This window comes from Mycobacterium sp. IDUB_28 (genome assembly GCF_055419285.1).
The window spans coordinates 271,099-296,940 of the sequence record NZ_JBVAXK010000005.1 but is presented as its reverse complement, the minus strand read 5'-3'; the positions used below and the strand labels follow the sequence as shown (position 1 = coordinate 296,940).

General features: G+C 67.0%; 18 protein-coding genes. 8 read left to right on the top strand and 10 right to left on the bottom strand.

Annotated features, from left to right (window positions below; all coding sequences use genetic code 11):
* Window positions 1–32 precede the first annotated feature (32 nt).
* Window positions 33–1,064, top strand: a complete 1,032-nt coding sequence (locus ACZYZ9_RS13085) for an LLM class flavin-dependent oxidoreductase (RefSeq protein ID WP_463826675.1) — start codon at window positions 33–35, stop codon at window positions 1,062–1,064.
* Between the two features lie 11 nt (window positions 1,065–1,075).
* Here the strand turns inward: ACZYZ9_RS13085 and ACZYZ9_RS13080 are convergent, their stop codons facing one another.
* Both ACZYZ9_RS13080 and ACZYZ9_RS13075 read right to left on the bottom strand, forming a co-directional pair.
* Window positions 1,076–4,924 (bottom strand): diguanylate cyclase domain-containing protein, encoded by a 3,849-nt coding sequence (locus ACZYZ9_RS13080; protein WP_463826674.1) that lies wholly within the window; start codon window positions 4,922–4,924, stop codon window positions 1,076–1,078.
* Window positions 4,925–5,202: 278 nt separating this feature from the next.
* Entirely contained in the window at window positions 5,203–5,625 is a 423-nt protein-coding gene (locus tag ACZYZ9_RS13075) for an HIT family protein (RefSeq protein ID WP_463826673.1), read from the bottom strand.
* A gap of 56 nt (window positions 5,626–5,681) precedes the next feature.
* Here ACZYZ9_RS13075 and ACZYZ9_RS13070 point away from each other — a divergent pair, with 56 nt between their 5' ends.
* Entirely contained in the window at window positions 5,682–7,070 is a 1,389-nt protein-coding gene (locus ACZYZ9_RS13070; RefSeq protein ID WP_463826672.1) for an amidase, read from the top strand.
* Here the strand turns inward: ACZYZ9_RS13070 and ACZYZ9_RS13065 are convergent.
* Complete coding sequence (locus ACZYZ9_RS13065; protein ID WP_463826671.1) at window positions 7,065–7,562, bottom strand: DNA-deoxyinosine glycosylase; 498 nt, start codon at window positions 7,560–7,562, stop codon at window positions 7,065–7,067. The genes ACZYZ9_RS13070 and ACZYZ9_RS13065 overlap by 6 nt on opposite strands.
* 123 nt (window positions 7,563–7,685) lie before the next feature.
* Here ACZYZ9_RS13065 and ACZYZ9_RS13060 point away from each other — a divergent pair, with 123 nt between their 5' ends.
* Window positions 7,686–8,801 (top strand): adenylate cyclase regulatory domain-containing protein, encoded by a 1,116-nt coding sequence (locus ACZYZ9_RS13060; RefSeq protein ID WP_463826670.1) that lies wholly within the window; start codon window positions 7,686–7,688, stop codon window positions 8,799–8,801.
* A 268-nt stretch (window positions 8,802–9,069) separates the two neighbouring features.
* Entirely contained in the window at window positions 9,070–9,639 is a 570-nt protein-coding gene (locus tag ACZYZ9_RS13055) for a hypothetical protein (RefSeq protein WP_463826669.1), read from the top strand.
* A 3-nt stretch (window positions 9,640–9,642) separates the two neighbouring features.
* Here the strand turns inward: ACZYZ9_RS13055 and ACZYZ9_RS13050 are convergent, their stop codons facing one another.
* The 5 genes from ACZYZ9_RS13050 to ACZYZ9_RS13030 all read right to left on the bottom strand — a co-directional run bounded on the left by ACZYZ9_RS13050 (window position 9,643) and on the right by ACZYZ9_RS13030 (window position 18,680).
* Window positions 9,643–11,520, bottom strand: coding sequence for a serine/threonine-protein kinase PknH/PknJ (locus tag ACZYZ9_RS13050; RefSeq protein WP_463826668.1), 1,878 nt, complete (start codon window positions 11,518–11,520; stop codon window positions 9,643–9,645).
* A gap of 215 nt (window positions 11,521–11,735) precedes the next feature.
* Complete coding sequence (locus ACZYZ9_RS13045) at window positions 11,736–13,562, bottom strand: serine/threonine-protein kinase (RefSeq protein WP_463826667.1); 1,827 nt, start codon at window positions 13,560–13,562, stop codon at window positions 11,736–11,738.
* A gap of 219 nt (window positions 13,563–13,781) precedes the next feature.
* Window positions 13,782–14,942 carry an ATPase/transcriptional regulator EmbR gene (gene embR, locus ACZYZ9_RS13040; RefSeq protein WP_463826666.1) on the bottom strand — a complete coding sequence of 387 codons (1,161 nt, stop codon included), beginning with the start codon at window positions 14,940–14,942 and terminating at the stop codon, window positions 13,782–13,784.
* 100 nt (window positions 14,943–15,042) lie between these two features.
* Window positions 15,043–16,944, bottom strand: a complete 1,902-nt coding sequence (locus tag ACZYZ9_RS13035) for an ABC transporter ATP-binding protein (RefSeq protein ID WP_463826665.1) — start codon at window positions 16,942–16,944, stop codon at window positions 15,043–15,045.
* Window positions 16,941–18,680, bottom strand: coding sequence for an ABC transporter ATP-binding protein (locus ACZYZ9_RS13030; RefSeq protein ID WP_463826664.1), 1,740 nt, complete (start codon window positions 18,678–18,680; stop codon window positions 16,941–16,943). The genes ACZYZ9_RS13035 and ACZYZ9_RS13030 overlap by 4 nt, the downstream gene beginning before the upstream one ends.
* A 184-nt stretch (window positions 18,681–18,864) precedes the next feature.
* Between ACZYZ9_RS13030 and ACZYZ9_RS13025 the strand changes: the two genes are divergently transcribed.
* Window positions 18,865–19,383 carry a DUF3558 domain-containing protein gene (locus tag ACZYZ9_RS13025; protein ID WP_463826811.1) on the top strand — a complete coding sequence of 173 codons (519 nt, stop codon included), beginning with the start codon at window positions 18,865–18,867 and terminating at the stop codon, window positions 19,381–19,383.
* Window positions 19,380–19,922, top strand: coding sequence for a DUF3558 domain-containing protein (locus ACZYZ9_RS13020; protein WP_463826810.1), 543 nt, complete (start codon window positions 19,380–19,382; stop codon window positions 19,920–19,922). Before ACZYZ9_RS13025 ends, ACZYZ9_RS13020 begins: the two co-directional genes overlap by 4 nt.
* On the opposite strand, the gene ACZYZ9_RS13015 is transcribed toward ACZYZ9_RS13020, so the two are convergent.
* Both ACZYZ9_RS13015 and ACZYZ9_RS13010 read right to left on the bottom strand, forming a co-directional pair.
* Window positions 19,919–20,425: a SixA phosphatase family protein gene (locus tag ACZYZ9_RS13015; protein ID WP_463826663.1), complete on the bottom strand. Its 507-nt coding sequence runs from the start codon at window positions 20,423–20,425 to the stop codon at window positions 19,919–19,921. The two genes, ACZYZ9_RS13020 and ACZYZ9_RS13015, sit on opposite strands and share 4 nt — an antisense overlap.
* Before the next feature lie 34 nt (window positions 20,426–20,459).
* A complete protein-coding gene (locus tag ACZYZ9_RS13010) occupies window positions 20,460–21,821 on the bottom strand; it encodes an HNH endonuclease signature motif containing protein (protein ID WP_463826662.1) in 1,362 nt (453 codons plus the stop codon).
* A gap of 217 nt (window positions 21,822–22,038) precedes the next feature.
* Between ACZYZ9_RS13010 and ACZYZ9_RS13005 the strand changes: the two genes are divergently transcribed.
* Both ACZYZ9_RS13005 and ACZYZ9_RS13000 read left to right on the top strand, forming a co-directional pair.
* Window positions 22,039–23,190, top strand: coding sequence for a metallophosphoesterase family protein (locus ACZYZ9_RS13005; RefSeq protein WP_463826661.1), 1,152 nt, complete (start codon window positions 22,039–22,041; stop codon window positions 23,188–23,190).
* Window positions 23,187–25,808, top strand: a complete 2,622-nt coding sequence (locus tag ACZYZ9_RS13000; RefSeq protein ID WP_463826660.1) for an AAA family ATPase — start codon at window positions 23,187–23,189, stop codon at window positions 25,806–25,808. Before ACZYZ9_RS13005 ends, ACZYZ9_RS13000 begins: the two co-directional genes overlap by 4 nt.
* Window positions 25,809–25,842 lie beyond the last annotated feature (34 nt).

Below are 25,842 nucleotides of genomic sequence, written 5' to 3'. Positions count from 1 at the left end.
AGGTTCCTGCCGCCGAACGCGTTGTTCCCGTCGTGCGCCTTTCCGTTCTTGATCTCGTCCCGGTGCGCACCGACCAGTCCACCGGGAACGCGCTGGCGGCCACCGTGTCGCTGGCGCAGACCGCCGACCGTCTGGGTTTCACCCGGTACTGGATCGCCGAACACCACAACATGCCATCAGTGGGTGCGACCAATCCGCCGGTGCTCATCGCCTATCTCGCCGCGCAGACCCGGCAGCTGCGGCTGGGTTCGGGTGGGGTGATGTTGCCCAACCACGCGCCGTTGACCGTCGCCGAGCAGTTCGCGCTGCTGGAGGCCGCCGCGCCGGGCCGTATCGACCTTGGCATCGGCCGTGCCCCCGGCTCCGATCCGGTCACGTCCTACGCGCTGCGTGGCGGGAAGGACGACAGCGACATCGCGAACTTCCCGGACTACCTCGACGATGTGGTCGCGCTGATGAGCGCCCACGGAGTGCGGGTGCCGCTGCGTTCGGGGGATTACACGCTCAAGGCGACTCCGGCCGCGGTCAGTGAGCCGCGGTTGTGGTTGCTGGGCTCGTCGATGTATTCGGCGCGGCTGGCAGCTGCCAAGGGGCTGCCGTATGTATTCGCCCATCACTTCTCCGGTCAGGGCACCGAGGAGGCGCTGCAGTATTACCGCTCGCATTTTCGTCCCAGCGACCTCACGGCCGAACCGCTGACCTTCCTGACCGTCAATGCCGCCGTCGCCGAAACCCGGGACGAGGCAACGGATTTGATCCTGCCCAACCTGCAGATGATGGCTCGGTTGCGCACCGGGAAACCGCTCGGACCGGTGCCGTTGGTCGAGGAGGCCCGCGGGGCGCAGTTGACGCCGCCCGAGCAGCACATCGTCGACAGTGGGTTGCGCCGCGCTGTGGTCGGCGCACCCGCCGAGGCGGCCGAGCAGCTGCGTGTGTTGGCCGAGCGGTTCGAGGTCGACGAGGTGATGGTGCATCCGGTCGCCTCGGCACACCGCGGCACCGACCCGGCGACCGCACCCGCCCGGGTGGCGACGCTGGAGCTGCTCGCCAAAGAGCTGTTCTGACCCGGCCCGTCTTACGCCAACGTGGCGGACGGCGGCGGATTGTTCGCCGCCGGATCGGGCACGTGCCTCTCGATCCATCGCTGCAGATCAGCCGCCGGCAGCGGCGGGCTGTGCACGAAACCCTGGGTGATGGTGCAGCCGTACTGACGCAGCGCGCGCAGGGTCGCCTCGTCTTCGACGCCCTCGGCCACCAGGTCGGCGCCCAGACTGGCGGCCAGCGCCACGGTGGATCGCACGATCGCCACCGACCGGGGATCCTGGGCGAGTCGTGCCACGAACACCCGGTCGAGTTTGAGCTCGTCGACCGAGACATCCTGCAGCCGCGCCAGCGAGGACCAGCCGGTGCCGTAGTCGTCCAGCGAAATGCGCACACCGAGCTGCTGCAACGCAGCGACGGTGTTGCGGGACCGTTCCGAGTCGACCAGCGTGCTCTCGGTGATCTCGATGATCAACGCGTCGGCGGGCAGGCCGTGGGTGCGCAACTGCTGCTCGATGGTGCCCACCAGGTCCAGATCCAGCAGGTTCGTCGTTGACAGGTTCACCGCGACGGTCAATCGCAGGCCCTGCTCACGCCAGCTGCGGATCTGCTCGAGTGCGACGTTGACGGTACGGTTAGCGACCTTGCGCATCAGGCCGGCGCGTTCGGCGGCGGGCAGGAACTCCTCCGGCAGCAACAACCCGCGGCTGGGATGATGCCAGCGCAGCAAGGCCTCGACGCTGTGCACGCTGCCGTCGTGGGCGTTGATCTTGGGTTGGTAATGGCAGGTCAGGTCGGCGCCGTCGACCAGCGCGACGCGTAGTTCCTCGATCAGGTTGGGATCGTTGTCGCGGTACAGCTCGTACGCCGAGTCGTACACCACGATCTTGCTCCGGGTGGACTTGGCGTGCGGGATCGCAATCTCGGCGCGGTTCAGCAGCTCCTGCGGATGATCGCAGTGGTCGGGGTACAGGGCGATGGCGATGCGGGCGTCGACCTGCACGGTCATCGGATCCAGCGTGAACGGGTGCCCCAACGCCTCCAGCAATCGGCCCGCCTGTGCGCGCGCCGCGATCAGGTCGGCCCCTTCGGCAAGCAGGATCGCGAACTGGTCGTCACCGGCGCGGGTGAGCAGATCTTCCCGACGTACGTTCTGGGACAGTCGGTTCGCGATCTGGCACAGCAGCTCGTCACTGAAATGGTGGCCGACCGTGTCGCTGATCTCCTGGAATTCGTGCAGTTGCAGCAGCAGCAGCGCGCGACGGGCCGGGGTCCTGGTGCTCAGGGTGGGGGTGAGCACGGGTGTGGACGGCGGAGAAGTGGGCACCTCGGTCAGCGCTGTGGCCAGCGACCGCCGGTTGGGCAGCGTGGTCAGCTCATCGGTCATGGCCCGCTTGTGGGTTTCGGCCATGATGCTGACCTCGCGGAACGTCACCGAGAACCGCGCTGCCACCGCGATCAGACTCAGCGCCGCCAGAATCTGCGCGGCGCGGGATTCGGGCCCCACCGCGGTGACGGACAACGCGACGATGGTGCATGCCACCGGTGCCACATAGGGACCCAACCCGCGCCTGGGCAGCGGCGGCACCGACGACCACGCCGCCCAGCTGGCCGCTGCGATCAACAGCGAGGAGGCGGGCCAGAACGCGTCGAGGATGGTGCCGACCCGATAGTCGCTAGCGGACGTCTCGAACAGGTACGCGGTGTCGGCCGTCGCGAACAGGACGAACCCGGCCGCCAGCAGTCCCCAGCGGAATTCGTGCCGCCAGCCCAGGATCGGCAGCATCCCGGCGGCCAGCGCCAGCAGCACCAGGTCGAACCACGGGTAGACCAGTCCCACCAGCACGGTGGCCGGTGCCCGCAAGGCGGCGTCGTGAATGGGCCCGGCCATCAGCGCGGCGCCGACGGCCGCCATGGCCAGGCCGCACACGACGGAATCGAGACGGATCGGGACGGGCACCCGTTTCAGCCGGAAGCGCATCAGCAGTAACAGACCGGCGTAGGTGAGCGGGTAGAACGCCAGATAGGCCGGATCGGCGATCGACGGCGACTGACCTTCGTGGACCCAGCGGGTGTAGATGATGTCGCCGAATGCCGAAGAGGCCATCCCGACGGCGATCAGGATCCACGCCGGACGGTCGGCCGTGACGCGGTAGCCGCGGACGGCGACCAGCGACGCGGCGAACAGGTTCAGCGCGGGATAAAGGACGTTGGCGAAGAACGGCGTGTGGTCGGCGCGCGGGTCGGGCCAGCACGACGCCGCGAAAATGACCACACCGATCGTCAGAAGCGTCAGCGCGATCCGGATGCCCAGCGGCGGCCACCGGACGCTCGGCGGTTGTTCGTAGGTTTCGTCCGGCTTCGGTCTGGCCGCCGTGGCGAGCGGCCGGAAGGTGCGGGCCAGCGCGCTGGCGTTGGCCGAGCCGCTCACCGATCCGAAGGCGCTCGGGGCACCTCGGGGCAGCCGGCCGCCTTCGAGGCTGTTCTCGAACGCCGCGATCGCCGAATCGGCCGATTCGGGCAGTGCGTAGCGCAGTGGCAGATCCGGCACGAAGCTGCGGATGCATTGCCCGCCTTCGCGTTTGGCGGCATACATGGCCAGGTCCGCGTGGCGCAGCAGCTCGTCGACGGTGACGGTGGACTCGGCGACCGCCGCGGTGAACCCGATGCTGGGTCGGACGGCCAGGGGGACGCCGTCGATCACGATCGCCGGCTCGAACGCGTCGAGGACTCGTTGTGCCACGGCGTGCGATTCGGCGACCGGGCCTTCGACGAGCACGGCGAATTCGTCACCGCCGAGTCGGGCGACGGTGCCCGCCTGATCCAGCGCGGCGGTGAGCCGACCGGCGACCCGGACCAGCAATTCGTCGCCCGCCGGGTGGCCCAGCGCGTCGTTGACGGACTTGAAGTCGTCCAGGTCCAGGCACATCACCGCGATCGGTGCGGCGTGCTGGCGGCGACGGGAAACAGCTTCTTCCAAGGTGTGCAGGAAGTTCGCGCGGTTGGCCAGCCCGGTCAGGCTGTCCCGGAACGCTTCCTGGGCGACATCGCTCAACAGGCGCTGGTTCTCGACCAGCACCAGCAACTGCCGGATGAGCACCGTCGCCACCAGAATTCCGAGCCCCACCAGCAGCGGGCCGTGCCGCATCATGTGCAGGGCGTGGCCCAGCCCGATGGCGGCGGCCAGCACCAGCGGAAGGTAGGGCAGCCACAGCCGTACCCGCGAGGTGATCTCGTCGAGCGTCGGCGGGACATCAGACTCTTGCGCGCTCACCAGTCCGGCCAGCGCCGCCAGGCCCAAACCCGCCACCCGGCTGACGTCCACCAGATCGCCGGTGTGGTAGCTGCCGATGCCGGTCTGGAAGAGCACGACCATGTCGGTGAGACCGATGGTCACAATCCCGCTGGACAGCAGCGTCATGCTGCGGCGGCCGCCGGGGCGGCCCCGGGACAACACCAGGATCGCCGTGGTCATCAGGGTGACGTCGGCGAAGACGTGGACCACTGTGGTGGGCCGCGAACCGGTGTTGGTTTGCAGCAGTTTGTCCAGGACGAACACCCACGAGGCCACGAACAGCGATGTCGCCACGATGATGCCGTCCAGGACGAGTCGCCACAGGTTGTGGCCGGCCGGCTGGGCCAGCAGCAATAAGGCGGTGAGGGTGCCGACGGGATACAGCAGCAGCACGAACTCCGCTGCGGCCGGATGGGTGGCGTGGTCGAGTTCGGGTCGCACGTCCAGCGCGGCCCAGATGACTTCGCCGACAGCCCAGCCGGTCAGTGCCACCGCCATGGCCAGCCACCCGAACCTGAATCGCCCGACCGCCTGCCGGGCCGCCGCCACCGCACAACTGCTCGCGAACGTGAGGCACAGCACGGTCACGACCTGCACCACGGGCCGCGTCGCGTAGGGACCCTGCCAGCCGCACAGCGAAGAGCAGATCACCAGCAGCGCCGCGAAACCGTACCCGAGGACGACGGCACCAACTGACGCCCATGCTCAGCCCGGTGAGCGGGCACGGCAGTCCCGTCCAGCGCTTCATTCCAGCTCCAGCTCGCGCGCGCATTTTCGGCGAAGTACCGACGAGCTTCACCGCGCTCCCACAGAATAGCTGCCGGACTCTGGTCCGACTCGATGACGAGCGACTACGCGGCCACCGGCTACGAACTCGTCGCGGCCAGCGCGTCCCGCAGGATGCGCCCGGTGGCCTCCCGGTCCGGGTCGCGGCGCAGCACCATGCCTTTCACCAGCGACAGCTTGTCGCCGCTGCGCCGGGGCAGGACGTGCAGGTGGATGTGCAGGACGGTCTGGAAGGCGGCCCGGCCGTCGTTGATCGCGATGTTGGTAGCGTCCGCCAGGTCGGTGGCTTTGGCGGCCCGCGCGATGCGCTGGCCCAGGGTGATCATGCCGGCCAGCGTCTGTGGTGGCGTGTCGGCGAGGTCCACGCTGTGCTTCTTGGGGATGACCAGGGTGTGCCCGCGGGTGAACGGCCGGATGTCCAACAACGCCAGGTACTCGTCGTCTTCGCAGATCCGGATGGCCGGGGCGTCCCCGGCGACGATCGCACAAAACACGCAGGACATGCCGTCACCGTACTGGGTCGCGACAGTCCGGCCGCAGCCAGCGATACGCTGCGGCGGTGGACCCTCGTGATCTCGCGTTCGCCGGCGCGGCCGAACAAGCGCGCATGCTGGCCGACGGGGAAGTCACGGCGCCGGAGCTGCTCGAGGTCTACCTGGAACGCATCGAGCGGCTGGACAGCGAACTGCGCTGTTACCGGGTGGTGCGCTACGACGCTGCCCGCAAGGACGCCGAAACCGCCCAGCAACTACTGGACGCCGGGGTGCGCCGGCCGCTGCTCGGGGTGCCGCTAGCAATCAAGGACGATGTCGACGTCGCCGGTGAGGCGACCACCTACGGCAGCGGCGCGCACGGCCCGCCGGTAACCGACGACGCCGAGGTGGTGCGCCGGCTGCGGGCGGCGGGCGCGGTCGTGATCGGCAAGACCGCGGTGCCCGAACTGATGATCATGCCGTTCACCGAGTCGCTGACGTTCGGCGCGACGCGCAACCCGTGGAACCCGCGTCGCACGCCGGGCGGCAGCAGCGGCGGTAGCGCGGCGGCGGTCGCTGCCGGACTGGCGCCGCTGGCGTTGGGTTCCGACGGCGGCGGGTCCATCCGTATCCCGGCGACCTGGTGCGGATTGTTCGGACTCAAACCGCAACGGGACCGGGTCTCGCTGGAGCCGCACGACGACGCCTGGGAAGGGTTGAGCGTCATCGGTCCCATCGCGCGTTCGGTGCTGGATGCGGCGTTGTTCCTGGATGCGACGACGACGGTGCCCGGGCCCGACGGCGAGTTCGTCGCGGCGGCGACGCGCAGTCCCGGACGGCTGCGAATTGCGTTGAGCACCAAGGTGCCGACGCCGATGCCGGTCCGGGTGGGCCAGGCCCAGTTGACCGCGCTCGAGCAAGCGGGTGCGTTGCTGCGCGACCTGGGCCACGAGGTGATCGTTCGCGATCCGCAGTATCCGCCGTCGCTCTACGCGAACTATCTGCCCCGAATGTTGCGGGGCATCAGCGACGACGCCGACGCGCAGGCGCATCCCGAGCGGCTGGAGCCGCGGACCCGCACCATCGCGCGAATGGGTTCGTTCTTCTCTGACCGGCGGATGACCGCGCTGCGCGAGGCCGAGGTCGGTTTGAGCCGGCGGATCCAGTCGATCTTCCAGGACGTCGACGTGGTGGTGACTCCGGGCACCGCGGCCGGCCCGTCGCGGGTCGGCGCCTACCAGCGCCGCGGCGGGATCTCGACGTTGTTGCTGGTGGGCCAACGGGTTCCGTTTCAGCAGGTGTGGAACCTCACCGGCCAGCCCGCCGCCGTGGTGCCGTGGGACTTCGACGACGAGGGCCTGCCGATGTCGGTGCAGTTGGTCGGCCGGCCCTACGACGAGGCGACGCTGCTGTCGTTGTCGGCGCAACTCGAAGCGGCCCGACCGTGGGCGCAGCGGCGCCCACCGGTGTCATGAGCTGTTCAGCGCCCGCCAGGCGGCCAGTTTCACCCCGGGTTTGGTGGCGTGCGCCGGGCTGGTCGACGGCAGCCGCCGGCAATCGACGCCGGCGCGGTCACCGACGAAGCGCCTGTACAAGTCGGCCGCCTTCGCACCGTTGAAGTAAACCCGTTGGATGGCAGGGTATTTGGCGTATAGCTCAGTAAAATCGTTGATTACCAGGCTTTTCGGATCGATTGCGGAGTCCAGGCTGCCCAATCGGTGGCAGGCGTGCAACACATCCCACAGTGCCACCGCCCGATCCTGCAGGTTGGCCAGTCGTCGGGAATACGTTGCTGTGCAGTCGAATCCGAAGATTTCGCCAAGGATGGTCCAGAACGCGTTGCGCGGGTTCGCGTAGTACTGCTGTACGGCCAGCGACTGGGCGCTCGGAAACGAGCCCAGGATCAGGGTGGTGGCCCGGTTGTCGATAACCGGCGGCAGTCCATGCAGCTGCGGTGTGGTCGTCATTGTCTCGGTGGGTACCCCGGGTAACGCTGTCATGGCGAACGTTGCTGTTGTCAGGGTATCCGTCGGTGCGTGGGTCGCGCGGCGGGCGCATCGAATCGCCACCCGTCGTTATACGTTGACCAAATGGCTGAGGACGTGGACGACGATCTGCTCGACGGGTTGGCCGGTGAGCAGCGCGCGGAGCGCGCAGAGCTGGTGGGGTGGCTGCAGGAGCAGGGCATCACCGCCGAGGAGATCCGTTCGTCCAGCCCGCCGCTGCTGCTGGCGAGCCGCCATCTGATCGGTGACGACGGCACCTACGTCTCCACCCGGGAGATCAGCGAGAGTCACGGCATCGATCTCGAGCTGCTGCAACGGATTCAGCGCGCGATCGGCCTGGCCCGGGTGGACGACCCCGACGCCGTGGTCCACATGCGCGCCGACGTCGAAGCCGCCGCGACGGCCCAGCAGTTCATCGAGTTGGGCTTGCCGCCCGACCAGGTGATCGCTGTCGTGCGGGTGCTCGCCGAGGGCTTGTCGCACGCCGCCGAGGTGATGCGGCACGCCGCGCTGTCGGCGATCATGCGCCCCGGGCTCAGCGAAGTGGAGATCGCGAAAGCGTCGAAGGAGCTGATCAGCAAGATCACCCCGCTGCTCGGGCCGATGATCCGGGAAATGCTGTTCATGCACCTGCGGCACATGATGGAGACCGAGGCGGTCAGTGCCGGTGAGCGGGCAGCCGGTCAGCCGCTGCCGGGTGCCCGCGCGGTCACGATCGCGTTTGCCGACCTGGTCGGATTCACCAAGTTGGGCGAGGTGATCTCGGCCGAGGAACTCGGGCAACTCGCGAACCGGTTGGCCGACCTCGCACGCGACCTGACCGCCCCGCCGGTGCGGTTCATCAAGACGATCGGTGACGCGGTGATGTTCGTCAGCCCCGAGCCGGCGCCGTTGCTGAACACCATGCTCGAGCTGGTGGAGAAGGTGGACACCGACGACGACTTTCCCCGGCTCCGGGCCGGGGTCGCGTCCGGGATGGCGGTGAGCCGGGCCGGTGACTGGTTCGGCAGTCCGGTCAACACGGCAAGCCGGGTCACCGGGGTGGCGCGCCCGGGCACAGTTCTGGTCGCCGAGTCGACCCGGGAGGCGCTGCAGACCGATTCCGGCGACGACGGTTTCGAGTGGTCCTTCGCCGGTGCGCGCCGCCTCAAGGGCATCAAGAACGAGACGAAAGTCTTTCGGGTTCGGCAGGGCGGGTGAGCCGGTCTCGCATATGGGCAGGCCCGGTGTGACTCTGGGGGGCGTCACCGACTCCGTCTTGCGCGGGTCTGACGCGGCCGGGTCTTACCCCTGCGTCCGGCACTTGAGATTCGGTCACTTCCGGGCCTGCTTCGTTACCAAAAATACAACTGGACCTGCCGGATCGCAACGGTTCTCAAGGTCGCATCGGGCGCCCGGGAGCGGTGGGGGAGGTTCGCCGAGCGCGAAATACATTCGACGAACTTAGTAATCATGTAATGATGTAATCATGAGCATTCACCATCATGGACGGCGGCACGGCCGCCCCGGCGGCTGGCAGCAGGCCGACCAACCCGACGCAACGGGTGCGGCCGAGTGGTTCGCCGGACGGATCCCTGAAAGCTGGTTCGACGGCGATCCCGAAGTCGTCGTCGATCGGGAGGAAATCACCGTCGTCGGCAGACTCGGCGCGGCCGACGAAAGCGCCGAACGTGCCGAGGGCCGGGCGTCGCGATTCCGAAAGGAAACTCGGCCGGAACGGATGGCCATCGCCGACGAAGCGCAGGCCCGCTTCGGGCGCAAGGTGTCCTGGGGCGTCGAGGTCAACGGGGAACGAAAGTTGTTCACCCACATCGCGGTTCCGGTGATGACGCGGCTCAAGCAACCCGAACGCCAGGTGCTGGACACCTTGGTCGATGCCGGCGTCGCACGCTCCCGCGCGGATGCGCTGGCCTGGTCGGTCAGACTGGTCGGCGAACACACCGAGGAGTGGCTGGCCAAGCTGCGCAGTGCCATGTCCGCGGTGGATGACTTACGCGCCCAGGGGCCCGACCTGGCGCCACCGTCGTCGTCGAACTAGCGACTACTTTTCTTTGTCGATCTTGGCGAAGATCTTGTCGACGATCTGACCACCCTGGTTGGTGATCTTGAACCCGCAGGCATTGACGTCCACGATGATGTTGTTCGCCACACCCATCGCCCGCTGGCATTCCCAACCGTTGGCGCCTTCCTGGGTGTTCATCACTGTGATCTTCGGTGGGCTGCCCACGACCTCCGAGAAGGTCCACCGGTAGGTCTTGCCCTTGTTGGTGGCCGTAATCGTCTTCCCGGCGCACGTCTTCCACTTGGTGAACTGGGCTCGCACAATCGATTCCGCTTTGTCGGCGGTCGGAAAGGCGATCGCGGCCTCGTTGACCCAGTGGTCGTTGTTGTCGCCCGGCTCCGACAGAATCAGGCCGTTCAGCCCGGTGTAACCGGATCCGGAGTACACCGGTCCCTGACTGGTATACATCGCTCCCTGGCAGTCCGGCTGCGACAGCGTCACCGGCGAGTTGTCCATCGTCGTGATCGGCTTGCCGGGTTGCATGGTCGACGCACTCATCACCGAGTTGATCTCCGACGAGGTGAGCAACAGTGAATTCAGCCGGTCCTCGGAGATCGGCGGCTTCGGCTTGGTCGGCTCCGACTGGTTGACCAGCCAGATACCGATGCCGCCGATCAGGACAACCACGACGACCGCGACGGCGGCCAGGATGGGCCACAGGTTCCGTTTGCGTGGCGGCGGTTGCTGTCCCGGGTTCCAGGCGGGGACCGGTCCCGACGGGTGTGGCGGTAGCGGGCCACCGCCCTGGAAGTACTGCGGATGCGGCGGCTGATTCGGTGCGGCGATCGGGCCGCTCGAGCCCGCCCAGGCCGGCCGTTGCTGCGGGATCGGACCCGACGGTCCGGACCCGCCCGGATACTGGGGACCCGACTGCTGCGGTCGCGGCGGCGACGGGGGTGGCGGAGTCCGCGGCGGCGGCGGCACGGACCCGGCGGCCATGGTCGGCGGCAGCACGGTGGGGGCACCGGGCAGGACGGCTTCCTGGCTGCGGCGCACGATCTTGTCGGCGTGGTCCTGGTCGGGGCTGCTGAGCGCTTCGTGCGCGGCCAGGGCGAAGTCGCCGGCGCTGGAGTAGCGGTCTTCGGGCTTTTTAGCCATGCCACGCGCGATCACGGCGTCGAAGGCCTTGGGGATGCCGGCGCGCGCGGCACTGACCTGCGGGATCGGATCCATCAGATGAGCCGTCACCAACATGCCGGCGCTGTCCGCGCGGTAGGGCGCCCCCCCGGTCATGCATTCGAAGAGCACGCAGGCCAGGGAGTAGATGTCGGCGCGGTAGGTGACCTCGTCGTTGGAAAACCGTTCGGGCGCCATGTATTTCCAGGTGCCGACGGCGGTGCCCAGTTGGGTGAGTTTCTCGTCGGTGGTGGCGCTGGCGATGCCGAAGTCGACCAGATAGGCGAAGTCGTCGCGGGTGACCAGTACGTTAGGCGGCTTGACGTCGCGGTGCATGACGCCGGCGGCGTGCGCGGCGTCCAGGGCCGAGGCGATCTGGGTGATGATGGCCACCGCGCGCGGTGGGGTCAGCGGGCCGTACCGCTTGAGGATGTTGTCCAGGTCGGTGCCCTCGACCAGACGCATTTCCAGAAACATCTGGCCGTCGATTTCGCCGTAGTCGTGAATGGGTACAACATGCGGTTCCTGCAGGCGGCCGGCGATGCGGGCTTCGCGCTTCATCCGCTCGCGGAAGACGGGATCCTTGCTGAACTCGGCGGTCATCAGTTTGACGGCGACGGTCCACTCTTTGACGGTGTGCTCGGCCTCGTAGACCTCGCCCATTCCGCCGCGGCCCAGCAACCGTTTGAGGTGGTACGGCCCGAACATTGACCCAACACGCGAACCCGGCGCGTCGTTCATCGCTGATCCTCCCGAAACAAGCCAGTGTCGCCGACACTATCAACAACCCCCCTGTTAAAGGCCGCCAATATTGCCGCGTGCGGTGGCGGGTGCCCGGTCCCTGACGGTTGCTGCTGACGGGATTACCAGTGCGAGGTCGACGAGCGCGGACACCTGCCCGCAGTTTCGCTTGGGCAGCTGATGACCTGGCACATCCCTACGGCTCCGGCCGAACGTCAGCCGTACTTGGCCCACCAGTTGTGCAGTTCCTCCAGGGTGGCCGGGTCGCCGAACACGTCACTGAGCAGCAGTTTGCTCTCGTTGCTCCAGATCACGTTGGGGTGGTTCTTGTAGGTGCCGCAGGCAATCATTCCGGCGGTCACCGTCGGGTCCCGGTCGTAATGCCAGCCGTCCGGCGAGGGCCCCTCGCCGGGGCAGTTGACCAGCTGTACCGCGGAGATGTCGTCGTTGAAGGCCTGCTTGAGGGCGTCCACGGTGGGGAAGAGGCCGTATATCGCCCGGCTCGGACCCCCCTGATTGCTGTTCTGGCCGCAGTCGACCATGGCCACCGTGCCGGTCCACACGCTGTTCGGCTTCGGCGTGGTCGCTTTGCACACCCCGGTGGCGTAGCCGGCTGGCACCATCGAGAGCAGCTTGCTGACTGCGGAGTTGGTCGATGTGGAGGGCTGACTCGTTGTGGTGTTCTGCGTGGTGGAGCTCGTGGTGACCGACGTCGTGGTGTCGTCGGCCTTATGGGTGTCATCGGACCCGACGGCCAGCCAGACACCGATGCCGGCGATCACCAACACGACGACCAGTGCCGCGGCACCGGCCACCAGCGGCCAGGGGCTGCGTTTGCTGCTGGCCGGCTGACCGCCCGGGTTCCACGGCGTCGGACCGCCGGCCTGCGACGGCGGGGGCGCACCGGGCGGGGTGCCGCCCCAGCTGCCACTCTGGAAGTGCGCCGGGGTAGGGGTCGGACCGCTCGGCGCCGGAATCGGACCGCTGGGTGCCTGCGCTGACCCGCCGCCCGGCGTCCACGACGGGGCGCTGTGCGGGTATTGCGCCTGGTGTGAACCTTGATCGGGGTAGCCGGGCGGCGGTTGATATTGCGGTGTGGCCACCGGCGGGGGCGGTGTGCCGGTACCGGGCGGCGGACCGGCGACCGCGCCACCCGGCAGCGTCGATTCACGACTCTTGCGCAGGATGTTCTCGGCGTGGTCCTGGTCGGGGTTGCTGAGCGCATCGTGGGCGGCGCGGGCGAAGTCGCCGGCGCTGGAGTAGCGGTCTTCGGGCTTTTTGGCCATGCCGCGCGCGATCACGGCGTCGAAGGCCTTGGGGATGCCGGCGCGCGCGGCGCTGACCTGTGGGATCGGATCCATCAGGTGCGCGGTGACCAGGGTGGTCGCGCTGTCCGCGCGATAGGGCGGGGCGCCGGTCATGCATTCGAAGAGCACGCAGGCCAGGGCGTAGATGTCGGCGCGGTAGGTGACCTCGTCGTTGGAAAATCGTTCGGGCGCCATGTATTTCCAGGTGCCGACGGCGGTGCCCAGTTGGGTGAGTTTCTCGTCGGTGGTGGCGCTGGCGATGCCGAAGTCGACCAGGTAGGCGAAGTCGTCGCGGGTGACCAGTACGTTAGGCGGCTTGACGTCGCGGTGCATGACGCCGGCGGCGTGCGCGGCGTCCAGGGCCGAGGCGATCTGGGTGATGATGGCCACCGCGCGTGGCGGAGCCAGCGGGCCGTACCGCTTGAGGATGTTGTCCAGGTCGGTGCCCTCGATCATGCGCATCTCGAGGTACATCTGGCCGTCGATTTCGCCGTAGTCGTGAATGGGTACGACGTGCGGTTCCTGCAGGCGGCCGGCGATGCGGGCTTCGCGCTTCATCCGCTCGCGGAAGACGGGATCCTTGCTGAACTCGGCGGTCATCAGTTTGACGGCGACGGTCCACTCTTTGACGGTGTGCTCGGCCTCGTAGACCTCGCCCATTCCGCCGCGGCCCAGCAACCGTTTGAGGTGGTAGGGCCCGAACGTCGACCCCACCCGCGATGCTGGCTCGCTCATTGTCAATCCTCCTCAACCGACCCGAATTCCGCCGACCCTATCAACAGCCCTCAGCTAACGTGCCTGCCCGACGGCGACCACAGGATCTGTCGAACCGGCGGCCGGCGCGATCGTTGCAGACCCTACCGGGTGGCTCCGACAGCTTCGCCGGTGTCGGTGTTCGGCCTGTTCTGACCGCAAAAGATATTGTGCGACAATGACATTCATCGATGCCGCGACTCAGGCCTGAGTATTCGCGGCGATCCGGAAAGTGAACTCGTGGTCGCAGATCCGGATGTGGTCGCCGTCGTTGATCGTCGCGGCGATTCGAATCCGTTGGTGCCGCACATGTACACCGTTCGACGACCGCAGGTCGTTGATGATGAAGTTGGTGCCGGTGTCGACGATGACGGCGTGGTGGCGGCTGACGTTGGCGCTGTCCAGCACGATGTCGTTGTCGCTCAACCGGCCGATCCTGGTTGCCGCGGAGCGCAATTGATAGTCGTGACCGGTGGCGACGTCGTGCAGGTACGCGGTGACCCGCTGACCAGCCGCCACGGTGCGCTGACCGAGCGCGGTCACGGTTGCCGCGGCAGTGACCTTGGCGTTCTGCTTCGTGTCCAGGGACTCCTGGCGCAGGATCCGGTCGTTGAGCGCGCGCAACGTGGGGCCCGGGTCGATGCCCAGGTCGTCGGCGAGCGTCGTCTTGACCCTCCGGTAGGCATTCAACGCGTCGGACTGACGGTCGGTCAGGTAGTAGGCGGTGATCAGCTGCGCCCACAACGGCTCCCGGTAGGGGTGCTCGGTGGTCAGCGCTTCCAGTTCGGCGATCACCCCGGACGCCCGTCCGCAGGCGATCTCGGCTTCAGCCTTGGCGGTGTGCGCCAGAATCTTGTCCTCGACCAGAGCCGTGGCGAAGGAGTCGACGAACTGGAAGTCGCGCAGGTCGTCGAGCACCGCCCCGCGCCATTCGCCCAGTGCCGCCGAAAGGTGACGGCTTGCCTCTTCGAACCTACTGCCGGCTGCCGCATGTACGCCCGCGGTCTTCTCGGCAATGAATCGGCCCAGATCGCAGGTGTTCTCGGGGATCGTCAGCCGATAGCCCGGCGGGGCGGCGGCCAGCACCACCCGGGGGTCGACCCCCGCGCCGCCGACCAGCTTGCGCAGATTGGACACATAGGAGTGGATGCTTGCCCGCGCCCCTGACGGTGGCCACTCCTCCCACAGCGCCGTGATCAGAGCGTCGACCCCGACGGGCCTGTTGCGGTTGATGACCAATGTCGCGAGCACCGCGCGCTGCTTCGGGGTGCCCAACGGCACCAGCACGCCGTCGATCTTCATCTCCAACGGTCCGAGCACACCGAACTCGAGACGGGTGTCCACCATCGCGTTACCAGCCATCCCGGGTCCTCCGTGGCCTTTGGGCATTGTTTCATTGTGGTCCTGTCATTGTGGGGTATCGCGGTGCGAAGTTCGCGCATCCCCGGCTGACGGGTGGTCGTCAGGCGCGCGTCATCTCGTAGTACGCGCCGCGACGGGCGAGCAGTTCGGCGTGGTTGCCGTGTTCCACGACTCTGCCGGCTTCGACGACGATGATGCGGTCGGCATCGCGGATCGTCGAAAGACGATGCGCGATAATGAAACTCGTACGAGCCCGGCGTAGTTCACGGGTTGCGCGGGCGATCAGCAGCTCGGTGCGGGTGTCCACCGAGCTGGTGGCCTCGTCCAAGATCAACAATTGCGGTCGGGCCAGGAACGCGCGCGCGATCGTGATGAGCTGCTTCTCCCCGACGCTGAGGCTGCCGCCGTCGCCGCTGACCCGGGTCTGGTAGCCGGCGGGCAAGGTGTGCACGAATCGGTCGACGTAGGCCGCCTTGGCGGCCGCGACAACTTCCTCAGGTCCCGCGTCCGGACGACCGTAGGCGATGTTCTCCTCGATCGTCCCGTCGAACAGCCAGGTGTCCTGCAACACCATGCCGATGCGCGAACGCAGCGCGTGCCTGTCCAACGCGGCGATGTCCGCGCCATCGAGCAGAATCCGGCCGGATTCGACGTCGTAGAACCTCATCAGCAAGTTCACCAGAGTGGTCTTGCCGGCACCGGTCGGCCCGACGATGGCCACCGTGCTGCCCGGTTCGGCGACCAGCGACAGATCGTGGATCACCGGGTGACCGGGCTGGTAAGCGAAACTCACGTGCTCGAACTCGACCCGCCCGGTCGCGACGGGCGCCGGCAGGGCGGTGGGGTCCCGGGTCTCTTCGGGCTCGTCGAGCAGATCGAACACCCGCTCGGCGCTGGCCACCCCGGACTGCAGGGTGTTGTACATGCCGGCGACCTGGCCGATCGGATTGTTGAACTGGCGGACGTATTGGATGAACGCCTGGATGCTGCCCAGGGTGATCTGCCCGGTGGCCACCTGCAGGCCGCCGAGCACCGCGACCGCGACGTAGCCGAGGTTGCCGATGAATCCGGTCGCCGGCCCGACCAGGCCGGAGCAGAACTGAGCGCCGAAACTGGCCTGATAGACGTCGTCGTTGAGCTGGCGGAATTGTTCGCGCGCTGCCGCCTGGTGGCCGAACGTCTTGACCACGGTGAATCCGCTGTAGGTCTCCTCGATATGAGCATTGAGCCGCCCGGTGCTGGTCCAGTGCGCCAGGAACAAGCGCCGCGAACGACGGGTGATCGCCCGCGTCGCCAACAGCGAGAGGGGAACGGTGAGCACGGTCACCAGGGCCAGCAGCGGCGAGATCCACACCATCATGGCCAGCACGCCCACCACGGTCAGCAGCGACGTGACCAGCTGGCTGATCGTCATCGACAGCGACGACTGCATGTTGTCAATGTCGTTGGTGACGCGGCTGAGCAGTTCGCCACGCTGATGGCGGTCGAAGTAGGACAGCGGCAGCCGGTGCAGCTTGTCCTCGACGTCGGCCCGCAGGCTGGTGATGGTCCGCTGCACGGTGCGGTTGAGCAGCCGGGCCTGGCCCCAAATCAGCACCGCGGCAATGAGATATAAGATCAGCGCCAGCGCGAGCGTGCGGGCTACCGCACCGAAGTCCACACCGCGGCCGGGCACCACGTTCATGCCGGACAGCAGGTCGGCGAAGGCGTTGTCGCCGCGGGCCCGCGCGGCGGCGATCGCCTGCGCCTTGCTGGTGCCGGCCGGCAGGTGCCGTCCGATCACACCGTTGAACAGCAGGTCGGTGGCGTGGCCGAGGATGCGCGGCACCGCGACGCCCACGGCGGTGCCGGTCACACCCAGCAGGATGACGGCGATGCTCAGTCGGCGATGCGGAGTTAGTCGCCTGACCAGTCGCCCCGCCGATCCCCAGAAGTCGCGTGAGCGCAGGTTGGGTGGTGCCGGCGCGGCGCCGCGGGGCCGGGCGTTCATCGGTGCCGTCACCGGTGGTCTCCCACGTCGGCGCTGACCGCTTGGGAGGAGGCGAATTCGGCGTACGTGGGACAGTCGGTGAGCAGCGAATCGTGGCTGCCGACGCCGACGATCCTGCCGTTGTCGACGACGATCACCTGCCCGGCCCGAGATGCCGTCGAAATCCGCTGCGTGACAATGACAATGGTGGCGTTGCCCGCTTCTTCGAGCAGCGCGCTGCGCACCTTTGCCTCGGTGTGCACATCGAGTGCGGAGAACGCGTCGTCGAACAGGTAGACGGCCGGGCGACGGATGACGGCACGCGCGATCGCCAGGCGCTGGCGCTGGCCACCGGAGAAGTTGATCCCGCCCTGCGCCACCCGCATCTGCAACCCGTGCGGACGGACGAAGTCGTCGGCGGCGGCGATACGCAGCGCTTCCCACATCTGTTCGTCGGTCGCGTCGGCCGCGCCGTAGCGCAGGTTGTCGGCCACCGTGCCGCTGAACAGATATCCGCGCTGGGGAACCAGCCCGATCGCCGACCAGAGCCGCTCGGTCTGGTAGTCGCGGACGTCGAGGCCGTCGACAGTGACCGCGCCGGTGGTGACGTCGTAGAGCCGGCAGATCAGCGACACCAGCGTCGACTTCCCCGAACCGGTACTGCCCACGATCGCGGTGCTGGTGCCCGGCTCGGCGGACAACGAGATGTTCTGCAACACAGGGCAATCCGCACCCGGGTAGGTGAAGGTCACGTTGTCCAGCCGCACCACGCCGGTGATTCCCCGTGGTGGGAAGACGGGATGCTCCGGGCTGGCGACGGCCGCGGTGGTGGACAGCACCTCGGTGATGCGCTCGGCGCACACCGAAGCACGCGGCAACACGACCAGCGTCATGGTCGCCATCAGGACGGCCATCAGGATCTGAGCGAAGTAGGACAGGAAGGCAATGAGCGACCCCACCTGCATCTGTCCCTGGTCGATGCGCAAGCCGCCGAACCAGATCAGCGCCACACTGGACAGGTTGATCGTCAACGTGGTGACCGGCAGCATCAGCGCCTGCCAGTTGCCGGCTTCGAGCGCGGCGCCCGACAGCGCCGTGTTGGCCCGCTCGAACCGGTCCCGCTCGAAGTCTTCGCGGGTGAACGCCCGCACCACCCGCACGCCGGAGAGCTGGTCGCGCAACACCCTGTTGATGCCGTCGATCAACCGCTGCATGCTGCGGAACAGCGGCAGCATGTGACCGATGATCCAGTAATTGGCCACCGCCATGACGGGGACACTGATCAGCAGCAGCCAGGTCAGCGCGGCCTCCTGATGGATGGCCATGACGACGCCGCCGACGCACATGATCGGTGCGGTGACCAGCACGGTGGCGGTCGTCTGCACCAGGAACACGATCTGCCTGACATCGTTGGTGCTGCGGGTCAGCAACGTCGCTGCGCCGAATCGGGCCGTCTCGTGCTCGGAGAAGGTGATGATGTGGTCGAACATCGCCGCCCGCAGGTCACGACCGAAACCCGTGCCGGTGCGGGAGCCGAAGTACGTCGCCCCCACCGCGCAGAGTGCCTGCAGGCCGGTCACCATCAGCATCAGCATGCCCAGCCGGACGATGGTGGCCGTATCGCCTCTGGCGACACCGTCGTCGATGATCGCGGCGTTGACGGTGGGCAGGTACAGCGAGGCCATGGTGCTGATCGACTGCAGCAACATCAACGCCGCGACCGGCCGGTGGTACGGCCGGATGTACTGGCGCAGCAAGGCCAGGAGCATGGGGTAACTGTCGCACACCGGCAGCATGCGAGTCCCGCCGTCGGGAGTATGACCAAAGTGCCTGATCAGGTGGCGTGTCGGTGCTCGACCTGCGGGGGTGCCGCTACAGTGCATCGTGTGGAACGGCAGGAGCTTGAGAAACGGATAGGTAGTCGTGCGGCGTAATTTGGCGACGCGGGTCGTGATGGTGCTGGCGTTGATCCTGGGTGTGGCCGCCTGTGGTGGTTCCAACGACAACAAACCGGGCGGGACGGTTTCGTCGACATCGGGGTCTGCCGACGGCAAGCACGGGCCTTTCTTTCCGCAGTGCGGCGGCGTGACCGACGAAACGGTGACGCAACTGACCAAGATCGGCGGCCTGGTCAACACCGCGAAGAATTCCGTGGGATGCCAGTGGCTGGCCGGCGGCGGCATCTCAGGTCCGCACTTTTCCTTCTCCTGGTATCGCGGCAGCCCGATCGGACGTGAGCGCAAGACCGAGGAACTCTCCCGCGCGAGTGTCGAGGACATCAACATCAACGGTCATGGCGGGTTCATCGCTGTCGGCAACGAGCCCACCCTGGGCGACTCGCTGTGTGAGGTGGGCATCCAGTTCCAGGACGACTTCATCGAATGGTCGGTGAGCTTCAGCCAGAAGCCTTTTCCGCCGCCGTGCGATATCGCCAAGGAACTGGCCCGGCAATCGATTGCGAATTCGAAATGAGTAGGTCGATGCGGTGCGTTGCGGCATTGGTTGCCGTGCTGATGGTGCTGACCGGTTGTTCCCGGTCGGTGGGTGGTACGGCGGTGAAGGCAGGCGGCGGCGGTGTGCCGCGCAACGACAATTCCGAAAAGCAGTACCCGAACCTGCTCAAGGAATGTGAGGTTCTGACCACCGACATCCTGGCCAAGACGGTCGGTGCCGATCCGCTCGACATCCAGAGCACGTTCGTCGGCGCGATCTGCCGGTGGCAGGCCGCCAATCCGGCCGGCTTGATCGACATCACCCGGTTCTGGTTCGAACAGGGCAGTCTGAGCAACGAGCGCAAGGTTGCCGAGGGGCTGAAATACCAGATCGAGAACCGTTCGATCCAGGGCATCGAATCTATCGTGATGCGGCCGAACGATCCGAACGGCGCATGCGGTGTCGCCAGTGACGCCGCGGGCGTTGTCGGCTGGTGGGTGAATCCACAGGCGCCGGGGATCGATGCCTGCGGACAGGCGCTCAAGTTGATGGAACTGACGCTGGCCACCAACGCCTAACGCGGGACGTGGAAATCGACTAACGCAGCGCCGCCCGGTTCGAGGCCTGCCCAGCACCCGGGCACGTGCAGGACAGCAATGCCCGACGTCGGGTACTTTGCCGAAATGCTCTCCGCGGCATCGACATTGGATGTTTCCTGATCGGCGAGGATGAGCGCCACCGAGGAGATCGTCGGTTCGTGTCCGACGACCAACGCAGTGGTGACGTCGTCCTGGACTTTGTTGAGTTCTGCTATCACCGTGCCGGGCACGGCACCGTAAAGCTGTGCGACATAGCTGACCGGAGCATCGATCCCGGTGCGTTGCAACGTTTCTCGCGCCCGCGTGGCCGTCGAACAGAGCACGGTCTCGATCGGCGGAACGTTGGCGCGCAACCAGTCGCCACCCAGCGCTGCCTCCCGGACGCCCCGGGCCGCCAGCGGTCGGTCATGGTCCGCCACGCCGCTGGGGTAATCGGATTTCGCGTGCCGCATCAGCACAAGGGTGAGGCGCCGTCCGTCCATCGGACACACGTTAGCCAGTGCGGCACCGGCGGCGCTACGGTTCGTCGTCGTGTTCGGGGTTGAGGAGTTTTTCGGGGTGGTGGTAGGTGTTGGTTCTGGGTTGGCCGTGGTCTTGGTGGGGTGGGGGGAGCCATTCGGTGTGGCCGTGGGTGTTGGTGCGGGTGGTCCAGCCGTGTTCGGCCAGGCGGTTGTGGGTGCCGCAGGCCAGGGTGAGGTCGGTGATGTCGGTGCGTCGGATTTTGGTCCAGGCGGTGACGTGGTGGACTTCGCTGTGGTAGGCCGGGGCACTACAGCCGGGTTTGGTGCAGCCGCGGTCTTTGGCGTGCAGCATGATGCGTTGGGCGGGGTTGGCCAGGCGTTGGGTGTGGTACAGCGCTAGGGGTTTGGCTCTGTCGAATAGGGCCAGGTAGTGGTGTGCGTGGCTGGCCATGCGGATCACATCGGAGATCGGGAGCAGGGTGGCGCCGCTGGTGCGCCCTGTGCCGGTACCGGCTTCGAGGTCGTGCAGGGTGGTGGTGACGATGATGGTGACCGGCAGCCCGCGGTGGGTGCCCAGGTCCCCGGAGGCGAACAGCGCCCGGATGGCGGCCAGCGTCGCGTCGTGCTGACGCTGGGCGGTGCTGCGCCGATCTCCACCGGCGATTTCGGGGTCGGGTTCGCCGTCGATGACTGGGGCGTCGTCGGCGGGGTTGGCCATGCCGGGGGCGGCCAGTTTGGCCCACAGTGCCTCGATCGCTGCGCGTAGTTCGGGGGTGATCAGCCCGCTGATCGTGGACATGCCGTCACGCTGCTGGGCACCTAGGGTGATCCCGCGCGATCGGGTGCGTTCTTCGTCGGTGAATTCCCCGTCAGGGTGCAGGCAGTTCATCATGTGCTGGGCGTAGCCGGCGAGCTCATCGGGGCGCTGCCAGGCGGCTTTGTCGGCCAGGTCGGCTTCGGCGGCCTCGCGGGTCAACACATCGACTGTGGCGGGCAGATGTTTGAAGAAGTCACGGATCACCGCGATCTGCCCGTCGCCGATGCGCCCGGCGCGCTGGCCGGCTGCGGTCGCGCACAGCACCGGCTCCAGGGGTTGCCCGGTCAACGCCCGGCGCGGACCCAGATCGGCGGCCTCGGCGATGCGGCGGGCGGCGCAGGGTTTGGTGATGCCCAGCCGGGTGGCCAGCGCCTCACACAACGTGCCCCCCAACTCGGTTTTGTCGGCCTGGGCGGCGAGCTGATTGATCAACGGGTGCTGCGGGACCCGTAACCGGCGCGCCATCTGTTCCAGTCGCTGCAAGGCCCGCAGCCGCTCCGGGGTGGTCAACACCTCAAACGACAACCCGCACAACCGATCCAACCCAGCATCGAGCGCGTCGAAGACCGCCACGATCTCATCCCGCGTACTCGAAAGCATGTTCGAATTCTATGCCTTCGGGCTGACATGATCCGGTGCCGCGGACGGATCTGTGGATAGGCGCTCGACTGTGGATAACTGCGGTCAACGGGCTCGGCGCTGCGAGTCGTTGTGGGGTTTTGAATAGAACTGCCGATCTGCGTCCCCGGACTTGTCGGTCCCCGGCCATACACTCGCGGTGCCTTGAAAATCACACTTACGGAAGGGGGTTCCCGACATGCGTTTCCTGCACACCGCCGACTGGCAGTTGGGCATGACCCGGCACTTCCTTGCCGGCGACGCCCAACCGCGCTACTCGGCGGCGCGCCGCGACGCGGTGGCGGGCCTCGGCGCCCTTGCTGCCGAAGTGGGCGCGGAGTTCGTCGTCGTAGCGGGTGACGTCTTCGAGCACAATCAGCTCGCTCCGCAAGTCATCGGCCAGTCCTTGGAAGCGATGCGCGCCATCGGAATTCCGGTTTTTCTGCTGCCGGGAAACCACGACCCATTGGATGCTTCGTCTGTCTACACCGGCGCATTGTTCACCGCCGAGTGCCCAGACAACGTAGTGGTGCTCGACCGGGCCGGCATTCACCAAGTACGGCCGGGTCTTGAAATCGTGGCGGCGCCGTGGCGGTCGAAAGTACCGACTACCGATCTGGTCGCTGAGGTACTCGGCGGACTGTCCCCGGGCGATGTCACCCGCGTGCTGGTCGCGCACGGCGGTGTGGACGTGCTCGATCCCGACCGCGAAAAGGCGGCTCTCATTCGACTCGCCAACGTCGAGCAAGCAGTGTCCGACGGCATGATTCACTATGTCGCCCTTGGCGATAAGCATTCGCTCACTAAGGTCGGAGACAGCGGTCGAGTCTGGTACTCGGGGTCACCGGAAGTCACCAATTACGACGACGTCGAGTCCGACCCGGGTCATGTGCTGGTCGTTGACATTGATGAAGACGACACGCGACGCCCTGTCAACGTCGAGGCCCGCCGCGTCGGCCGGTGGCGATTCATCACGTTGCACAACCAGGTCGACAACAGCCGTGACATCGCTGATCTGGACATGAATCTGGACCTGATGACCGATAAGGAGCGCACCGTGGTGCGCGTGGCGCTCACCGGTTCGTTGACCGTCACTGACCGCGCGAATCTCGACCTCTGCCTGGACCGATACTCACGTTTGTTCGCGTGGCTGCAACCCTGGGAGCGTCACACTGACCTAGCGGTCGTCCCCGCTGACGGCGAATTTGCCGATCTGGGTATCGGAGGGTTTGCTGCCGCCGCGGTCGACGAACTGGTCGCGACCGCCCGTTCGGGAGACTCGGCGACCGCCGGCGACGCTCAGGCCGCGCTGGCGCTCCTATTGCGCCTGGCTGATCGGGGTGCGGCATGAAGTTGCATCGACTTGTCATGACGAACTATCGCGGTGTCTCGCATCGGGAGATCGAATTTCCTGACCAGGGCGTGGTGATCGTCCACGGCGCCAACGAAATCGGCAAGTCGTCGATGATCGAGGCGTTGGACCTGTTGTTGGATTCCAAGGACCGTTCGACCAAGAAGGACGTCAAACAGGTCAAGCCGACGAACGCGGACGTCGGATCGGAGATAACCGCGGAAATCACCAGTGGCCCTAATCGTTTCGTCTATCGGAAACGATTCCACAAACGGCCCGAGACGGAGCTGACGGTGTTGGCGCCGCGCCGCGAACAACTGACCGGCGATGAAGCGCACGACCGCGTCCGGAAGATACTTGCCGAGACGGTCGATACCGAGTTGTGGCGTGCCCAAAGAGTTCTGCAAGCGGCATCCACGGCAGCGGTGAAGCTGTCGGGATGCGATGCGCTGGCGCGGGCGCTGGATGTTGCTGCCGGTGACAACGCGATGGTGTCCGGCACCGAACCGCTGCTTGTCGAGCGCATCGATGCCGAGTACGCGCGATACTTCACCCCCACCGGTCGGCCGACCGGTGAGTGGGCCGCCGCGATGTCTCGGCTGGCAGCCGCGCGCGACAGCATGGACGAGTGCGTGAAGGCCATGACTGAGGTCGATGATCGGGTGCGGCGTCACGCCGACCTGACCCGGCAGGTTTCCAGTTTGTCGCAGGAATGCGCTGCCGCTGCGCCCCGTTTGGCTGCAGCGGAGGCTGCTGCCCGCCGCGTCGCCGCGCTCACCGAACAGGTCAAGGAAGCCAAGCTGGTCGCCGCTGCCGCGGTGGCCACCAGCGCACGTGCCCGTGACGCTCACAACGGGCGGCTGGCGCTGGTCGCCGAGATAGACAGTCGCACAAAGGCTATCGCCGGCATCGATGCCGAGTCGCAGGAAGCCGCTGCTGAGCAGGCGGTGGCGGCCACCACGGCTGCGGCGCATGAGGCCGCCGCCGAAAATGCAGTTCAGGCACTGGCGGCGGCGCAGCACCGTGCTGAATCCGCGCAGCGCGATCTTGACCGCATCGCCGACCGTGAAGAAGCCGACCGGTTACGCGCGCGGCTTGCCAAGATCGACGACGCCCAGCGCGCCATCGAGGGCATCAGCGACGAGTTGTCGGCAATCCTGCTGACCGAGGAGTTGCTGCGCCGCATTGAAACCGCGGCGGCGGCCGTCGATCGCATCGGCGGGCGGTTGGAGTTGCTCTCGTCGGCGGTGCAGTTCACTGCTCTGTCTGACATCGAGTTTGATGTTGCCGGCCAACGGGTCACGCTGTCGTCGGGTCAGAGTTGGTCGATCACGGCTACCGGTCCCACCGATCTCACCGTCCCGGGCGTGTTGGCGGCGCGTATCACTCCGGGCGCGACCGCACTCGACATTCACGCTGAACATGTTGCAGCACAACAAGAATTAGCCGACGCATTGCGTGTCGTCGGAGTCGCGGACGTGGCAGCGGCACGCTCGCTCGACCTGAGGCGTCGTGAATTGCACAACAACCGCGACCGGTTGACAGCGACACTGACCGGATTGTGTGACGACGAGTCACCCGAAGGTCTTCGAGCCAGGCTGGCGCAGCTGCAAGCCGGTCAACCGGCAGAACCCGATCTGTTCGAAACAGATGCCGCCACCGCCCGAGCCGAACGCGACGCGGCTGAGACCGCCCGCGCGGCCGCACAGGTCGACTGTGAAGCCCGCCGCAGCGCCGCCGTAGCTGCCACCCGCCGATATGCCGAGACAGTCACCCGGGCAACGGTTCTGCAGAAGGACGCGGCGACGCAACGCGGCGAACTCGAAGCAGTTGTCGCCCGGCTGGCGGGCGAGCGGGCGTCTGCCATTGACGAGGCCGTCGCATCCGAATACGAAGATGCCCGGCACACGGCGCGGGCCGCCGAGCTACGCGTGAGTGAACTCGCTCAGGCGCTGGCCGCCGACGAGCCCGAGACCATCGCCGCCGAACTGGCCGAGGCAGCGGAGGCATCGCGACTATTAGGGGAGTGCCACGCCGACGCCGCTGCCGCGCTGAGAGAGATCAGCGTCGAACTTGCGGTGTTGCGCAGCGAGGGGCGGAAGGGTCGGCTCGACGCCGCGGAGACCGAACTCGTGCATGCCACCAGCCAGCATGCCCGGGTCGGTGACCGTGCCCGAGCTGCGCAATTGCTGCGTTCGGTAATGGCGCGCCATCGCGACAACACCCGCCTGCGTTATGTCGAGCCGTATCGCGAGGAACTGCAACGGCTTGGCCGCCCGGTCTTTGGGCCGACCTTCGAGGTCGACGTCGACAGCGACCTATGCATCGTGAACCGCACTCTGGACGGCATCACTGTGCCTTACGAGTCGCTGTCGGGTGGGGCCAAGGAGCAACTCGGCATTCTGGCGCGCCTGGCCGGCGCCGGCCTGGTCGCCAAAGAGGATTCCGTGCCTGTCGTCGTCGACGACGCGCTGGGATTCACCGACCCGGATCGGCTGGCCAAGATGAGCCAGGTGTTCGACGCGCTGGGAACCCATGGGCAGGTCATCGTGTTGACGTGCAGTCCCACGAGGTACAGCGGTGTCACGGGCGCGCACCGCATCGATCTCAGTGCTTAGTGCTGCGGGCCGGTAGGCATAAACTCAGCACATG

Excerpts from the sequence above, each read along its gene's own strand:
- ACZYZ9_RS13075 (WP_463826673.1), bottom strand. The coding sequence starts at position 5,625 with ATGTCCTGCGTGTTTTGTGCGATCGTCGCCGGGGACGCCCCGGCCATC.
- ACZYZ9_RS13065 (WP_463826671.1), bottom strand. The coding sequence starts at position 7,562 with ATGACGACCACACCGCAGCTGCATGGACTGCCGCCGGTTATCGACAAC.
- ACZYZ9_RS13060 (WP_463826670.1), top strand. The coding sequence starts at position 7,686 with ATGGCTGAGGACGTGGACGACGATCTGCTCGACGGGTTGGCCGGTGAG.
- ACZYZ9_RS13055 (WP_463826669.1), top strand. The coding sequence starts at position 9,070 with ATGAGCATTCACCATCATGGACGGCGGCACGGCCGCCCCGGCGGCTGG.
- ACZYZ9_RS13050 (WP_463826668.1), bottom strand. The coding sequence starts at position 11,520 with ATGAACGACGCGCCGGGTTCGCGTGTTGGGTCAATGTTCGGGCCGTAC.
- ACZYZ9_RS13045 (WP_463826667.1), bottom strand. The coding sequence starts at position 13,562 with ATGAGCGAGCCAGCATCGCGGGTGGGGTCGACGTTCGGGCCCTACCAC.
- embR (WP_463826666.1), bottom strand. The coding sequence starts at position 14,942 with ATGGCTGGTAACGCGATGGTGGACACCCGTCTCGAGTTCGGTGTGCTC.
- ACZYZ9_RS13030 (WP_463826664.1), bottom strand. The coding sequence starts at position 18,680 with ATGCTCCTGGCCTTGCTGCGCCAGTACATCCGGCCGTACCACCGGCCG.
- ACZYZ9_RS13025 (WP_463826811.1), top strand. The coding sequence starts at position 18,865 with ATGGTGCTGGCGTTGATCCTGGGTGTGGCCGCCTGTGGTGGTTCCAAC.
- ACZYZ9_RS13020 (WP_463826810.1), top strand. The coding sequence starts at position 19,380 with ATGAGTAGGTCGATGCGGTGCGTTGCGGCATTGGTTGCCGTGCTGATG.
- ACZYZ9_RS13015 (WP_463826663.1), bottom strand. The coding sequence starts at position 20,425 with ATGGACGGACGGCGCCTCACCCTTGTGCTGATGCGGCACGCGAAATCC.
- ACZYZ9_RS13010 (WP_463826662.1), bottom strand. The coding sequence starts at position 21,821 with ATGCTTTCGAGTACGCGGGATGAGATCGTGGCGGTCTTCGACGCGCTC.
- ACZYZ9_RS13005 (WP_463826661.1), top strand. The coding sequence starts at position 22,039 with ATGCGTTTCCTGCACACCGCCGACTGGCAGTTGGGCATGACCCGGCAC.
- ACZYZ9_RS13000 (WP_463826660.1), top strand. The coding sequence starts at position 23,187 with ATGAAGTTGCATCGACTTGTCATGACGAACTATCGCGGTGTCTCGCAT.